This is a genomic window from Nocardia sp. bgisy134 (genome assembly GCF_965341865.1).
GTDB lineage: Bacteria > Actinomycetota > Actinomycetes > Mycobacteriales > Mycobacteriaceae > Nocardia.
The window spans coordinates 324,410-339,414 of the sequence record NZ_CBDQZP010000005.1; the positions used below are offsets into that span (position 1 = coordinate 324,410).

Sequence of the window (15,005 nt, forward strand, 5' to 3'; positions counted from 1 at the left end):
CGGTCGCATGACTACTTTCGCGCACGACGAGGTCGCCCGTGCCAAGGTCCTCATCGACCTCGGCCGGATCGACGCGGCGCGGGCGAAGCTGGGCGCGGTGCTCGCCGCCGATCCCGACAACGCCGACGCGCTGATGCTGATGGGCTACGCCTGGTTTCGCACCGGTGAGTACGAGAGGTCCGTCGGCTACAGCGCTGCCGCGCTGGCCGTCTTCCCCGACTACCAGTCCGCGCTGCGGGTGCTCGCGCTGGCCGAACAGGAACTGGCGCACCTGGCCGAGGACGATGCCGCGGAGCGGCAACGGCACTACGACCGCGCGCTGGCCGCGGCCACCCGCAGCGCGGAACTGGACCCGGAGTACGTCGAGAACCTGCGCCTGCTCGCGGGTGTCCAGTCGGCGACGGATCCGGCCGTGGCGCTGGCGACCATCGACCGGGCCATCGAGATCGACCCCGACCACGCCGATCTGCACCGGGTCCGCGGTTCGATCCTGCGCCGCGGCGGGATTTCCGTGCCGGGCGCGGAAGCGGCTCTGCGCGAGGCGCTTCGGCTGCAACCCGAGCACGTCGATGCCACGCAGGAACTCGCGCTGCTCGACCTGGACCGCGGTGATCGCGAAGCGGGCGAGCGCGGCTTGCGCCTTGTCGCGCAGTGGGATCCGAGCCGCGCGGACTTCGTGCGCGCGACCCTGGCCGCGGTGGAGGAACAGGCCGAATCGCCGGCCGGGCCCGAGCTTTCGTCCCCGTACATGCCGCAGCCGCCGGAAGCGCGGTACCTGCCGGAGGCGCCGCGGTCGAACTGGCGGCTCTGGACCGCGTTGGCGTTCGGGGTCTTTCTGGTGCTCCGTCTGGTTCTCGCCGCGGCGGGCACGCCGTCCGAGCCGGCTCCACCGCGCCCGTTGCCGACGCGCCATCTTCCGACGCCCATCGCCCCGCCGTATCTGCCGACGGGGCGCTATCTGCCGCCGACGCTGCGGCCATGGCCGACGGATTTCCCCCGGCCGGGTGTCACACCGCCGCGCATGACGCCGCCGTTGACGGTGCCGCCGCGGGTGACGCTGCCGGTGAATTGAGCGGATCGGCGCGATGCGTCCGCGCACCGGCGCATCCACCGCGCTCGGCCCTGCGGCCCGTCAGGAAACCGTCGCTCGCACCGGCGTGAACAATGCCCCGAGCGCCGAGCCGATCTGCCCGACGGCACGTTCGACCGGGCCGAGCGGCTGGAAGAGATGGCTGAGGGTCAGCCGGATGACGGTCTCGATGCGCGTCGCGAGCTCGTCGTCCGACAGTTCGGCGAGCGCGTACCGCGCGCGCACCGCGCCGGTGACCGCGCCCAGCGCCCGGCCGAGGACAGGCTCGGGCTCGGTCATCAGGGTCGGCAGCAAGGCGGCGTTGGCGGGCGAGCGCCCGGACAACACGGCCCCGAGCAGTTCGTTGTCGGAGCCGGTGCGCAGCGTGTAGCCGACCGCGGCGGTCAGGCCCGCGATCACGTCGTCGGAATGCGCGGCCAGGCTGTCGTCGATGCCGACCAGGAAGGTCTCCAACTCGTGCCGGATGACCAGGTCGGCGAGGTCCTGTTTGGTGCCGATCTCCTTGTAGAGGACCGGGCGGCTGACGCCGACCTCCTTGGCCACGCGCGACATGTTCACCGCACCCCAGCCCTCGGTGCACACGAGTTCGCGCGCGGTCTCGATAACGCGCTCGCGGAGCAGTAAGCGCATCCGGGTGTGAAAACTCGACGCTTCAGGCACGTCATCCATCGTACACATCAGCACGATTTGTCTGAGCTATTGACACTTATGCACTGGGTGTATTCCAATTGGACAAGAGAGCACGTTTGTAAAGTGCTCGACACCACACCGCAGTGGCGCGAGTGCCTACCCGGTCCGGGCGCCGGCTTCTGCCCGGACCGCGCGCAAGTCCCCGAGGAGATCGAGAATGACGACATCCCCAACCGATGCGCCCGCACAGGCGCTGCAATGGCGCGACCGCAAGCGCTATCTGTGGCTGTTCGGCCTGGTGGCGCCCACCACCGTGCTGCTCGCGACCTGGCTGGTCTGGGTGTTCAACGAGCTCGGGCTGCAGGAGGTGTCGCCGGTCTGGTGGTGGATCGGCCCGCTGCTGGTCTACGTGCTGCTGCCGATCCTGGACCGCTTCTTCGGTCCCGACGGGCAGAACCCGCCGGAAGAGGTGATGGAGCAGCTGGAGAACGACAAGTACTACCGGTACTGCACCTACGCCTACATTCCGCTGCAACTGATGAGCCTGGTGTTCGCCTGCTATCTGTGGACGGCGACGGACCTGTCCTGGCTCGGCATCGACGGCGGCCTCGGGCTGATCTCGAAGATCGGCCTCGCGCTGAGCATCGGCACGATGGGCGGCGTCGGCATCAACACCGCGCACGAACTGGGCCACAAGAAGGACGAGCTGGAGCGCTGGCTGTCCAAGATCACCCTCGCCCAGACGTTCTACGGCCACTTCTACATCGAGCACAACCGCGGCCACCACGTGCGTGTCGCGACACCCGAGGACCCGGCCAGCGCGCGTTTCGCCGAGACGTTCTGGGCCTTCCTGCCGCGGAGCGTGTCGGGCAGCCTGCGTTCGTCCTGGGAGCTGGAGAAGACCCGCCTGCAGCGAATGGGCAAGAGCCCGTGGACGATTCACAACGACGTGCTCAACGCCTGGCTGATGTCGGTGGTGCTGTGGGGCGCGCTGGTCGCGGTGTTCGGCCCGGTCGTGCTGCCGTACCTGATCATTCAGGCGGTCTACGGTTTCTCGCTGCTGGAGACGGTGAACTACCTGGAGCACTACGGCCTGCTGCGGCAGCGGGCCGCGTCGGGCCGTTACGAGCGGTGCACGCCGGAGCACAGCTGGAACTCCGACCACATCGTCACCAATATCTTCCTGTACCACCTGCAGCGGCACAGCGACCATCACGCCAACCCGACCCGGCGGTATCAGACCCTGCGCAGCATGGATGGCGCGCCGAACCTACCGAGCGGCTATGCCAGCATGATCGGGCTGGCCTATCTGCCCCCGCTGTGGCGCAAGGTGATGGATCACCGTGTGCTCGCGCACTACGACGGTGACATCACCCGGGTGAACATCCAGCCGAGCAAGCGGGAGCGCGTGCTGGCGAAGTACGAGGTGCGGTGATGGCCGTCTACCGCTGTCCCGGTTGCGATTACACCTACGACGAGGTCGCGGGCGCGCCCCGCGAGGGCTTCCCGCCGGGCACGCCGTGGTCCGCGGTGCCCGACGACTGGTGCTGCCCCGACTGCGGCGTCCGGGAAAAGCTCGACTTCGAAAACCCTTCCATCACTACAGCAGGACACGAACTATGAAAACCGATTACAAACTCTTCCAATGCGTGCAGTGCGGCTTCGAGTACGACGAAGCGCTCGGCTGGCCCGAGGACGGCATCGAGCCCGGCACCCGCTGGGACGACATCCCCGACGACTGGTCCTGCCCCGATTGCGGCGCGGCCAAAGCGGATTTCGAGATGGTCGAGGTCAGTCGCGCATGACCGAACGGATCGTGATCGTCGGCGCGGGGGTCGCGGGCGCCACCGCGGCCAAGACCCTTCGCGCCGAAGGGTATTCGGGACGCATCGTGCTGGTCGGGGCCGAAGACGGCCTGCCGTACCGGCGTCCCATGGTCTCGAAGGAGATGCTGGCGGGCGCCGCGGTCGAGCGAAGGACGCTGCTCGACACCGCGGAGTCCTGGCGTGACAAGGACATCGAGCTGCGCACCGGCGTCACGGTGGAGGACATCGACACCGAGCGGCGGCAAGTGCGACTGGCAGGCGGCGAGAAGCTCGGCTACGACCGCCTGCTGCTGGCGACCGGCGCGCGCGCCCGCAGCCTGCCCGCCCCGCAGCGCCATGTGCACACGCTGCGCGGCGCCGCCGACATCGGGCCGCTGCGCGCGGCGATCGACGCGGGCAAATCACTGTTGATCGTCGGCGGCGGCCTGGTCGGATGCGAGGTCGCGGCGACCGCCCGGTCGCTCGGGGCCGAAGTCACCGTCGTGCATGCCGGATCGGCCCCGCTCGACCGCGTCGCCCCGCCCTCGGTGGGCTCGTTCTACCGAAAGCTGCACGCCGACAACGGCGTCGAGATTCTGGACGAGGTGACGCTGACCCGTCTCGAGGGTCACGAGGACGGTGTCACGGCGACCGCGCGCGACGGCCGGATATGGGGGGCGGGCGTGGCGCTGATCGCCATCGGCTCGGTTCCCGACACCGAGCTCGCCGAGACGGCCGGCCTGGCCGTCGACAACGGCGTCCTCGTCGACGAGCACTATCGCACCTCCGCGCCAGGGGTCTACGCGGCGGGCGACGCCGCCAACCGGTTCGATCCCGACCTCGGCGCGCACGAACGCACAGAGCACTGGAACAGCGCGCTGGCGCAGGGCGTGGCCGCCGCGAAGTCGATGCTCGGCAAACCGGTTGCCCGCCAGGATGTCTCGTGGGGCTGGTCCACCCAGTACGGGATCAATCTCCAGTTCGCGGGCCGGATGCGGCACGACGACGACTTCGTGCTGCGCGGCACGCTCGCCGAGCCGAACTTCACCGTCCTCGCCCTGCGCCGTCGTCGCCTGGTCGGCGCGGTCGCCATCGCCAGGCCGTCGGACATCCGCGCGGCCCGCGAGCTGATCGGTCACGGCGCGGTTCTCGACCTCGTCGCGTGGTCCGACGAATCGCTGGACCTGGCCGAACTCGTCACCCGTCATCGCGTCGGCGTCGCGCAGCGCTGACCCCTGCAACGGGGTCGGGGCCGCGCTGGCGAGCAAGGTCGGCAACCGCAGCATCACCGCCGTCGGCCTGACGATCACCGCCGCGGGCTTCGGGATGCTCACCTTGCTGGAGCCGAATTCGGGCTTCTGGCTGCCCGCGCTCGCCATGGCCGTGATGGGCGGCGGCTTCGGTCTTGCGATGCCCGCCACGATCGGCGCGCTGATGGGCGCGGTGCCCGGTGAGTACGCGGGCGTCGGCTCGGCGCTCAACGACACCATCCAGCAGGCGGGCGCCGCCCTCGGCGTCGCTGTGCTCGGCGCGGTGCTGTCGAGCACCTGCTCCGACGCGATGCCCGCGGGCGCTCCGGAAACCGGTCGCCAGTCCATCTCCGACGCGCTGGTCATCAGCGCCGCCACCGGTGACGGCGGCCTTGCCGAGGCCGCACGGGCGGCCTTCACCTCCGGGATGTCGACCACCTTCGTCGTGGCCGCCTGCTCGGTGCTCGCCGCCGCGCTCTCGCTGGTTCTGCTGCGCGAACGCGGGCTGGACGCACCGGACGCGGAACCGGACGAGGCCGTCGAGGCGCTGGCCGCCGAATCTGCTCGCTGAGCGAACCACGAACGCCCCCGGCCGAAAAGGCCGGGTGCGCGGTCGTTTTGGTCATCGGAAGGTCGGCGGAACGAGCCCCAAGCGACTCTTCGGTTCGCCGAAATACGGCGGATCGAACTCGAGGGAGACCTGGCCGAACGTGCGGCCAGGTTGCACTTTCACTACAGCAGACCCCACCAGTACAGGATTGTGGCAAGGATCCAGACCACCACGGTTTCCATCGTCGCTCCAATCATCGATCACACCGATTCCATCATCGCTCGCGCGGCGCGGAAGTGTTAGCGAATCCCGATCTACCTGGGGATTCGTCCATGCAAGGTGTTCTTAAGCCCGCGCCAAGACGCAGGCCGCATTGTTTGTGACAACACCGGATCGACCGGAACCACGGACCTCACGAAGGACGCACAGACGATGATCGGCAAGCTGACCACCGCCCTCGCTCTCTCGACGACCACCGCCGCCCTGGTGTTCGGCGCGGGCGCCGCCGCGGCGGATACCGGCGTCCCCGGTGTCGCGCTCACCGGCCAGGCCACCTGCACCCACAAGGACGACCGGATCGAGATCGAGATCGCCGCCCCGGTCGTCTACGCCCAGCCCGGCTACCGCCCCGGCGAGCACCAGCAGATCCGGTACCGCACCGTCGTCTACGACGCCGCCCAGCACACGCTGGCCAGCGCGGGGGAGTGGGAGAAGGGCAAGGCCACCGACACCAAGCCCGCCGAGATGGACGACACCGAGGTCAAGGTGCTGCGCAACGACCCGAACGCCTACCAGGTCGTGCAGCAGGTCGAGTGGCTGGCGCCGGACGGGGAGAACCCGGTCGCCAGTACCGATCTCGCCGCCACCGGCTACCTGATCAAGGACGGCCGCACCGTACTCGGCACCTTCGAGTACTGCCAGTAACCAAGGGGAAGGGGGGACAAGCCACCACCGGGGGTGGGAACCGGGCGCGAGCTGTCCACGAGGGGTGACAGCTCGGGCCCCGGGGATAACCCGGCCGGGTCGGTCCAACGAGGGGTGACCGACCCGGCCGGATCCCTCCGGCGGCGCCATCGACGGCTCTTCCTGGAGCTGGCGGGCGAAGGAGGATCGCCCCCTGCCGAAGGTAACCGTCCGGTCGCAGGCCAGGAGTTCCGCCCGAAGGTATGGGCGGGCCGGTTCACGAGGGGTAACCGGCCCGCCCCATCGTTGTCACCTCGGTGAGCGGCGTTCACGGTAAGTTCGTTTGCGGCTGCGAACGTCCGGCTGTCACGCTGGATGGATGGAACGATCGGTCACACCGACCGGGCCTGCCTATCGCCTGCTGGCCCTCGATCACGAGACGCAGTTGCGCCTTGCCGAAAAGCGGTTGCTCGACGAGTTCGCCACCATGTTCGCGCCGGAAATCGTTGTCGGTTACCTCTTTTCGTCGTACGAGGCGTTCGTCGCGCGCGCTACGGTGACGCTGTACCTGCCGGTGCTCGCGGAACGATTTGCTCGCCAGCAGCTGGAAGCCAGGGCGAAGGTGGAAGGCAAAGTGGCGCAACCGCGTCCGATCGTCTTGTTTTTGTGCACGCACAACGCGGGCCGCTCCCAGATCGCGCTCGGCTTCTTCTCGCATTTCGCACGCGGGCGGGCGGTGGCCTGGTCGGGCGGCTCGGAGCCGAGCGCGCAGCTCAATCCCGCGGCGGTCGAAGCGATGGCCGAGGTCGGGATCGACATCTCGGGCGAATACCCGAAACCGTGGACCGACGAGATCATTCGGGCCGCCGACGTCATCGTCACGATGGGCTGTGGAGACACTTGCCCGCTGGTGCCGGGTCCGCGCTACCTGGAGTGGATCATCGAGGACCCGGCCGGATTGGAGGTCGAGCAGGTGCGGCCCATCCGCGACGACGTCGGGCGGCGGGTCGAGGACCTGCTCGCGGAACTCGGTGTGTCGGTGGGCGATGACCGCAGAGCTCAGCCGACCGACTGCGCCGAGTAGTCGGGCAGCTCGTAGGACTCGGTCGCGGTGAGCATCCGCATGATCAGCGGCTTCATCACCTTGGTCGTCATCAATCGGGACACCGCGTGGCCCACGCGGATGCCGAACCTGGTCTTCGGGGTCATCGACCGCAGACCGCCGGGCGGCAGCTCCTGCGCCTTGGCGACGAAGGGGCGCAACACTTCCTCGTAGCGAGACAACGCGCGCTCCGGATCCGTTGCGTGCGTCGCGATTTCACCGGCCAGCACGTAGGCGCCCACCAGTGCCATCGCGGTGCCCTGTCCGGTCAGCGCCGAACCGCAGTATCCGGCGTCGCCGAGCAGGGCGACCCGGCCGCTGATCCAGCTCGGCATGTCGATGCGGGCGAGTTCGTCGAAGTAGAAGTCCTCGGCTTCGGTCATCGCGGCGGTGATGACGCCCGAATGCCAGCCGCCGCCCGCGAGGCGCTCCCTGATGAACTGCTGCTGCGCTTCGACATCGCGGCGCAGCGCGGGATCGGCGGCGGCGCGCAGCATGATGATCGCCTTGGAGGTCGCCGGATCGGCGTCCGGGCGCAGGCCGATGCCCGTCGCGCCGACCAGCGAGTGCATCGAGAACCAGTGCGGCTCGGTGTCTTTCGGGGTCGGCATGGTGAAGAAGGACATGTAGCCGCCCAGGTAGGTCGCGAAGTCCTGCTCCGGTCCGAACACCAATCGCCGTGTGGCGGAGTGCAGTCCGTCGGCGCCGATGAGAATGTCGAAGCGCTCGACGGCGCCTGAGGCGAAGGTGACCTCGATGCCCGCGGTGTCCTGCCGGACCTCGGTGATCCACTCGCCGTAGCGGTAGTCGACCCCGCCCTCCTTCGCCAGCGCGTCGAGCAGTACCTCGTTCAGATCGCCCCTGGTGATCTCGATTTCGGCGACGCCGCCCTTGCCCTCGAACAGTTCGGCGGGCATGCGCAGCGTCTCCCGGCCCGCGGCGTCGACGTAGAGCATGCCGCGCTCGTCCAGCTGCCTGGCCTTGATGCCGGGCATCAGGCCCATACGCTCGGCGACGTCGCGGCTGGTTCCGCGCAGATCGACCGCCTGCCCGCCGGGACGCGGCGCGGCGGCGCGCTCGACGACGGTGGTCTGGATGCCTGCGCGAAGCAGTTGCAGCGCGACGGCATTGCCGCCGATGCCGCCGCCGCTGATCAGCACGCGCGGGGAGTTCGGGCTGTGGGAGATGCTCATGGTCTGTTCCTCGTTAGATCGAATGTCTAAGACAAATGTCTAACAGACGGGTTGAACGTTTGTCTAGTACAAATGTCTGAAACGGCGCCGACCAGGGCGTTCGGACGACGATGGCCCGGCAGCGGGCAGCTGCCGGGCCATCGGGCGCGGAATCAGTTGGCGGCGTTCAGGTATGCCTTCCAACCGCCGAATTCGGTGATGTCGGTGGCGGCCAGCGCGGCGTCGTAGGTGCAGGCGAAACCGATGACCGACCGGCCGTCGTCGAGTTCGATGCTGGTCAGCGCCATGGGCGCGGGCAGCTCCGCGAGGAAGCCGCCGAGCCCGGCGCGCGAGACCGTGAACAGCTCGCCGAGAATCGGCGCGCCGAGTCCCGCGCCGTGCCGGACCAGCCCCGGCTTGGCGGGCACGGTGTCGAGGGCGGTCAGCCGATAGGCATCGCTGGTGCGGATTTCCCCGGCGAACCGGGCGCCGATCCCCTCGAGCTGCCAGTGCAGCGGCTGGCCGCGCAGATGCGCGCCGAACACGGCCAGTTGCACGCCGTCCCGGACCAGGAGGGGCGCCTGCTCCAGGCCGCTCACGCGGGCGGCGATATCGATCGCGACCTGATCGCCGAAGGCGGGCGTCACCACCATCACGCCGAAGGGAGCGCCCGCCGCGGTTGCCGCGCCGGGAACGGCGACGGCGGCCATGTCCAGCAGGTTGCAGAAGTTGGTGTAGGTGCCCATGCGCCGGTTGATGTCGACCGGATCCGCCTGCACCGCGGCGATACTCGGGTGCTCGGTGGTGGTCGGGAGCAGCAGCGCGTCGCAGTCCCGCAGCAGCAGCGCCGCGTCGGCACGGGCACGGGTCAACGCGTCGAGGTCGGCGGCGAAGGCTGGGCCGGTGGTGGACGCGGCCGCGCCGATGATGGCCGCCACCGTGGGATCCGCGCCCGCCGGACGGGTCGCCAGGAATTCCCCCACCGCGGCATAGCGTTCCGCGACGATCGCGCCGTCGTACAGCAAGCGGGCGGCGTCCAGCAGCGGCGAGATGTCCAGCTCGACCGTCTCGATGCCGGAATCGGCCACGGCGGCAACGGTTCTGGTGAAGGCGTCGCGGTAGTCGTCGGTCAGGACGGCGAGGTCGGCGGCGCGCGGCACCGCGAGGCGCGGAGTTCGCGGCGCGGCGAACCGCATGTCGGCGGGCCAGGCGCGGCTGCGCGGGTCTCCCGCATCGGGCCCGGCCATCACGGCCGCGGCGGCGACCGCCCCGTCGAGATCCTTCGCGAACACCGTGACGGCGTCATAGTCCGCGCAGGCCGGGACGAGGCCGTGCGCGGGAATGATCCCCAGCGTGGCTTTGAGGCCGACGATGCCGTGCAGCGCCGCGGGCACCCGCCCGGACCCGGCGGTGTCGGTGCCGACGCCGATGTCCACCAGTCCGAGCGCGACCGCGACGGCCGAACCCGAGGACGAGCCGCCGGAGATCAGTTCGGGACGATGGGCATGCCGGACCGCGCCGTACGGGCTCCGGGTACCGACCAGGCCGGTGGCGAACTGGTCCAGGTTCGTCTTGCCGAGCACGATCGCCCCTGCCGCTTGCAGCCGTGCGACGGCTGCCGCGGTAACCGTTGCCGGATAGGCGAATTCGGGGCAGGCCGCGGTGGTGGGCAAGCCCGCCACGTCGATGTTGTCCTTGACCGCGACCAGCTGTCCGGCCAGCGGCAGCGTCTCGCCCGCGGCCAGCCGTCGCTCCACCTCGGCCGCGTCGGCGACGGTCTCGTGCTCGGGTCGCAGCGTGATCCACACCTCGGGGCGATCCACCTCGGCGATGCGCCGATAGGCGGCCGCGACCCGCGCGGTGGGCGAGTCCCGATGGGCGGTGGTGCATGGAACGCCAGCGGTCATTCAGTCCACTCCGATCACTGCTAGCGGGGTACCCGGCGCCACCTTGGCGCCCGGCGCGGTCAGCACCCTGAGCACCGTGCCCGCACCCGGGCTGTGCACGGGCAGCTCCAGCTTCATGGCCTCCAGGATGGCGACCGGCGCACCGGCGTCGAGCCGCTGCCCCTCCTCGACCTCGACGCGCCACACATTGCCGATCATCGGCGCCGTCACCACGGTGGCGTCGGCGGGCAGCCCGGCCAACGGATCGGCGACGGGTTCTTGCGGAGCCGGTGCGGTCGTGGTGCGCTCGAACTCGCCCGCCGCGTGCCACGCGCGCTTCTCCGCCTCGAACGCGGCCGTCTGCCGCTCCTCGAATTCCGCGATGGAGGCGGCGTTCTCGGCGAGCAGGCGCAGGTGGTCGGCCAGCGCGAAGGTGCCATCGCCGACCTCGGCGTCGAACCGGCCCGCGGCAGCCGCCGCGCGGTGCTCGAGCAGTTCCTCGGGGCTCACCGGCTCCCAGACGATGCGGTCGAAGAACCGGAACAGCCACGGGGTGCCCGGCTCGAAGGGCGCGGACTGCCGGTAGCTGGACCAGATCGGCACGGTGCGGCCGATCAGCTGGTAACCGCCGGGCGAGGCCATCCCGTACACGCAGAGGTACTTGCCGCCGATGCCGACCGCGTCCGAGGGGGTCCAGGTGCGCGCCGGGTTGTACTTCGTGGTCACCAAGCGGTGTCGCGGATCGAGCGGAACGGCCAGCGGCGCACCGAGATACACGTCACCGAGCCCGAGCACCAGGTATTCCGCGTCGAACACCGTGTCGCGCACCTGCTCGACGCTGTCGAGTCCGTTGATGCGCCTGATGAATTCGGTGTTCGAGGGCAGCCACGGCGCGGTGTCGCGCACGCCGCTGCGGTAGCGGTCGATCGCCTCGGCGATGGAAGGATCGTCGAACGAGAGCGGCAGCCGGATGGTCCGGCTCGGCACCACCAGGTCGTGGGTCGCGGGCAGCTCCGCTTCCAACTCGGCCAGCGTGCCGAGCAGCCGGTGCTGGGCGAGCACGTCCGGATCGAAGTGGATGTGCAGCGAGCGCACGCCCGGGGTGACGTCGACGATGCCGGGCAGGCCCGCCGCCGCCAGCGCCTCGGCGAGCGCGTGCACCCGCATGCGCAGGCCGAGATCCAGCACCATCTCGCCGTATTCGACGAGGATGTTGTCGTCGCCGCCGCGCAGGTACGTCACCCGCGGCCGGTCGGCATCGCCGGGCGCGGTGCCGAGCACGCCGCGATCGCCGAGTGCGTCGCGGGCGGGGGATACCGTCGCCTTCGCGCGCCGATCGTCGGAGCGGCGCAGCTCGGTGGCCTCGTCGTCGTCGACGGGCACGAACCGGACGGTGTCGCCGGGGCGCAGCTGCCCGAGTTTCCACCGGTGCGCCGAGATCACGGTGAGCGGGCAGGCGAAACCGCCGAGGCTCGGTCCGTCCGGGCCGAGCAGGATCGGGGTGTCGCCGGAGACGTTGAGCGCGCCGACGCTGTAGGGGTTGTCGTGCAGGTTCGACGGGTGCAGTCCGGCATCGCCGCCGTCGGCCCGTGACCAGGCCGGCTTGGGGCCCTCCAGCCGGATGCCGGTGCGGTTGGCGTGGCTGCCCACCCGCCACGGATGCGCCGCGAACTGTGCCATGTCCGCGTCGGTGAAATAGGCGGGCGCGGTCTGCGGGCCGATGCCGACGGCCAGCTGCCACTCGTGGGTGAACTCGGGTCGCACCGGCGTTGCCGTGGATCGGCCCGGCTCCGCCGCGGGTTCACCGATCGCCGCACCGTCGGTGACGATGTGCAGGACATCGCCCGCCGCAACGGCTTTGCCTGTGGTCCCGCCGAATCCGCCGAGGGTGAAGGTGGACGCGCTGCCGTGGTAGAGCGGGGCGTCGAGGCCGCCGCGCACGGCGAGATAGGTGCGCAGGCCGGTGTCGGTCGGCGCGCCGATGTCGAGCACCGCGCCCGCGGGGATCGTGATCGGTTCCCACATCGGCGCTGGCGTGTCATCGACGGTGATCGGCGCGTCCGCGCCGGTCACGCAGACCACCGTGGTGGTGGCGAAGCGCAGGCGCGGGCCCTGGAGCGTGCACTCCAGCGCGGGCAGGCCCGGCGGATTGCCGACGGCGATATTGGCTCCGGTGAACGAGAGGTCGTCCATCGGGCCCGACGGCGGAATGCCCACCTCCCACAAGCCGATTCGGCCAGGAAGGTCCTGGATGGTGGTCATGGTTCCGCCGCGCAGCACGTCGATGCGCGCCGCCGAAGGATGGATGTCGGCCAGCGTTCCGGTGCCGTGTGCCGCATCGCGCACCCGCGGATCCGTTGCCGCGGTGTGCAATTGGGCGATGTTCGTCTGCACGCCGTGAATCCGGGTCTCGGCGAGGGCGTCGGCCAGGCTGTCCAGCGCGGCGTCGCGGGTGGGGGCCGCGGCGATCACCTTGGCCAGCAGCGGGTCGTAGTACGGGCTCACCTCGGTGCCGGTGCCGACCCAGGTGTCGACGCGCACGCCGAAGGCGAATTCGGCGGCGGTGACGAGTCCGGCGCTCGGGCGGTAGTCCTGGCCGGGGTCCTCGGCGTAGACCCGGGCCTCGACGGCCCACCCGGACTGGGCCGGGCCGGTCGCGGGCATGTCGTCCAGCATGGTGGCGTCCCCACCCGCCAGGCGCAGCATCCATTCGACCAGGTCGACGCCGGTGATCGCCTCGGTCACCGGGTGTTCCACCTGGAGCCGGGTGTTCATCTCGAGGAACGAGGCCGCGCCGCGCTCGGAGTCGTAGACGAATTCCACCGTGCCCGCGGAGCGGTAGCCGACCGATTCGGCCAACTCTCTGGACGCGGTGAGCAAGTGTTCCGTCAGCTCCTCGCCGAGCCCCGGCGCAGGCGCTTCCTCGATCACCTTCTGGTTGCGCCGCTGCAACGAGCAGTCCCTGGTGCCGAGGCTGACCACCCGGCCGTGCCCATCGCCGAACAGCTGCACCTCGACGTGCCTGGCGCGCGCCACGAAACGCTCCAGGAAGACACCCGTCGAGGAGAAGTTCGTCGCGGCGAGGCGCTGCACCCGGAGGTAGGCCGCGCGGAGTTCGTCCGCGGTGAAACAGCTCTGCATGCCGATGCCGCCACCGCCGCCGACGGCCTTGAGCATCACCGGAAAACCGATCCGCTCCGCCTCGGCCACCGCGTGCTCGGCCGAATCCAGCAGGCCGCTCCCGGGAATCAGCGGCACGCCGACTCGTTTCGCGGCCTCGCGTGCGGTGTGCTTGTCGCCGAAGATGCGCAGCTGCGCCGGTGTCGGGCCGACGAACGCGATGCCCGCTTCGGCCACCGCCGTCGCGAAATCGGCGTTCTCCGAGAGGAATCCGTAGCCGGGGTGGATAGCACCCGCTCCGGTCGCCAGCGCCGCTTCGATCACCAGGTCGGCGCGCAGATACGACTCGGCGGCCTGCGCAGGGCCGAGCCGTACCGCGGCGTCGGCGAATTCGACGTGCGGCGCCGCGGCGTCCGCGTCGGAGTAGACGGCGACGGTCTTCAGGCCGAGCGACTTCGCGGTTCGCAGCACCCGGCCCGCGATCTCGCCGCGATTGGCGACGAGGACAGTATCGAAATCCACGGTGCGGTCCCCTATTCAGTTGCCAGCGACATCGCGGTGATGGCGCGGGTGACCCGCTCCAAGACGACGTCCAGAGATTCCCCGATGTGGGTGTGCAGCAGGCGATAAGCCAGCGACAGGTCCTCGGCGAGCACCGCCTCGAGGATCGCGAGGTGCTCGGTGATCGTGGTCTCGATCCGGTTGTTGACCATGAAGTCGTACATGCGCACGTGCCGGATCCGGGAGTTCACCGATTTCAGTGCGCGCACCAGTTCGGCATTGCCCGCCGCGGTGAGCAGCGTGACGTGGAATTCCTCGTCGCGCACCACGAAACCCGGCTCCTGCGCCGGCGGATCGGCCTGCAACTCGAGCCAGCTCGCGCGTTCGGCCTCCAGCAGCGCGTGATCGTGGCGCACTTCGGGATTGCCGATGGCGCGCTGAATCCCGCCCAGTTCCAGGGTGATTCGCAACTCGTACAGGTCGCGAATCAGGGGGATGCTCGGCCGCACCGGGCTGAAGCCGTACTCTTCGCGGCGCAACAGCCCGTCCGAACACAGCACAGTCAGCGCCTCGCGGATCGGCGTGCGCGAAATACCGAAGCGCGCGGACAGTTTCGGCTCGGTCAGCCGCTCCCCGAACTTGATGTCCCCATTCATCAGCTCATCGCGCAACGTCGTATACACCACGTCCCGCAACGGCCGTCCCGCTGCATCGGCCAGCGTGGCCACCCGTGTCGACATGCGTGTATACGCTATGGACCTCGCGTTTCCACCATGTGTCCGCAAGTAATCAAGTGGTAAGCGTCTCCTCACCGCGCCCGACCCCCACACTACCTCCGCTCAGCCCCGCACCAGCTCCGCCCGCAGTCCTGCACTCTTCACCGCCGGTGGGGGTGGGGTGGGAGGAGACTGCAACAGCGGGCTACACGGGGGTGTCGTTGGTCGTCATATCGGGCGGAGATGCTGGGGAAAGCTTCGGTACCGGGACGATGCTGTC

The 15,005-nt window shown here is 69.8% G+C and carries 13 protein-coding genes; 8 read left to right on the forward strand and 5 right to left on the reverse strand.

Annotated elements, in window-relative coordinates; genetic code table 11:
• The first annotated feature begins 7 nt into the window (after positions 1-7).
• The gene (locus ACRWNM_RS12310) at positions 8-1,072 is read left to right on the forward strand and encodes a tetratricopeptide repeat protein (protein ID WP_431966712.1); all 1,065 of its coding nucleotides are present in this window, start codon (positions 8-10) and stop codon (positions 1,070-1,072) included.
• A 60-nt stretch (positions 1,073-1,132) separates the two neighbouring features.
• On the opposite strand, the gene ACRWNM_RS12315 is transcribed toward ACRWNM_RS12310, so the two are convergent.
• Positions 1,133-1,750 (reverse strand): TetR family transcriptional regulator, encoded by a 618-nt coding sequence (locus ACRWNM_RS12315; RefSeq protein WP_431966714.1) that lies wholly within the window; start codon positions 1,748-1,750, stop codon positions 1,133-1,135.
• A 187-nt stretch (positions 1,751-1,937) separates the two neighbouring features.
• Between ACRWNM_RS12315 and ACRWNM_RS12320 the strand changes: the two genes are divergently transcribed.
• From ACRWNM_RS12320 to ACRWNM_RS12350, 7 genes are all read left to right on the forward strand, one after another.
• A complete protein-coding gene (locus tag ACRWNM_RS12320; protein WP_431966716.1) occupies positions 1,938-3,155 on the forward strand; it encodes an alkane 1-monooxygenase in 1,218 nt (405 codons plus the stop codon).
• Complete coding sequence (locus tag ACRWNM_RS12325; protein WP_431966718.1) at positions 3,155-3,343, forward strand: rubredoxin; 189 nt, start codon at positions 3,155-3,157, stop codon at positions 3,341-3,343. Before ACRWNM_RS12320 ends, ACRWNM_RS12325 begins: the two co-directional genes overlap by 1 nt.
• Entirely contained in the window at positions 3,340-3,525 is a 186-nt protein-coding gene (locus ACRWNM_RS12330) for a rubredoxin (RefSeq protein WP_431966720.1), read from the forward strand. Before ACRWNM_RS12325 ends, ACRWNM_RS12330 begins: the two co-directional genes overlap by 4 nt.
• The gene (locus ACRWNM_RS12335; protein ID WP_431966722.1) at positions 3,522-4,757 is read left to right on the forward strand and encodes an NAD(P)/FAD-dependent oxidoreductase; all 1,236 of its coding nucleotides are present in this window, start codon (positions 3,522-3,524) and stop codon (positions 4,755-4,757) included. The genes ACRWNM_RS12330 and ACRWNM_RS12335 overlap by 4 nt, the downstream gene beginning before the upstream one ends.
• A gap of 67 nt (positions 4,758-4,824) precedes the next feature.
• Complete coding sequence (locus ACRWNM_RS12340; RefSeq protein ID WP_431966801.1) at positions 4,825-5,346, forward strand: hypothetical protein; 522 nt, start codon at positions 4,825-4,827, stop codon at positions 5,344-5,346.
• A gap of 411 nt (positions 5,347-5,757) precedes the next feature.
• Positions 5,758-6,249 carry a hypothetical protein gene (locus tag ACRWNM_RS12345; RefSeq protein ID WP_431966724.1) on the forward strand — a complete coding sequence of 164 codons (492 nt, stop codon included), beginning with the start codon at positions 5,758-5,760 and terminating at the stop codon, positions 6,247-6,249.
• Positions 6,250-6,607: 358 nt separating this feature from the next.
• Complete coding sequence (locus ACRWNM_RS12350; RefSeq protein WP_431966726.1) at positions 6,608-7,312, forward strand: arsenate reductase ArsC; 705 nt, start codon at positions 6,608-6,610, stop codon at positions 7,310-7,312.
• On the opposite strand, the gene ACRWNM_RS12355 is transcribed toward ACRWNM_RS12350, so the two are convergent.
• The 4 genes from ACRWNM_RS12355 to ACRWNM_RS12370 form a co-directional block, all read right to left on the reverse strand.
• Positions 7,288-8,523 (reverse strand): FAD-dependent monooxygenase, encoded by a 1,236-nt coding sequence (locus ACRWNM_RS12355; RefSeq protein ID WP_431966728.1) that lies wholly within the window; start codon positions 8,521-8,523, stop codon positions 7,288-7,290. The two genes, ACRWNM_RS12350 and ACRWNM_RS12355, sit on opposite strands and share 25 nt — an antisense overlap.
• Before the next feature lie 152 nt (positions 8,524-8,675).
• Positions 8,676-10,409: an allophanate hydrolase gene (atzF, locus tag ACRWNM_RS12360; RefSeq protein ID WP_431966730.1), complete on the reverse strand. Its 1,734-nt coding sequence runs from the start codon at positions 10,407-10,409 to the stop codon at positions 8,676-8,678.
• On the reverse strand, positions 10,410-14,030 hold the full coding sequence (uca, locus tag ACRWNM_RS12365) for an urea carboxylase (protein WP_431966732.1): 3,621 nt from the start codon (positions 14,028-14,030) through the stop codon (positions 10,410-10,412).
• Positions 14,031-14,041: 11 nt separating this feature from the next.
• Positions 14,042-14,749 carry a GntR family transcriptional regulator gene (locus ACRWNM_RS12370; protein WP_431966734.1) on the reverse strand — a complete coding sequence of 236 codons (708 nt, stop codon included), beginning with the start codon at positions 14,747-14,749 and terminating at the stop codon, positions 14,042-14,044.
• Between the last annotated feature and the right edge of the window lie 256 nt (positions 14,750-15,005).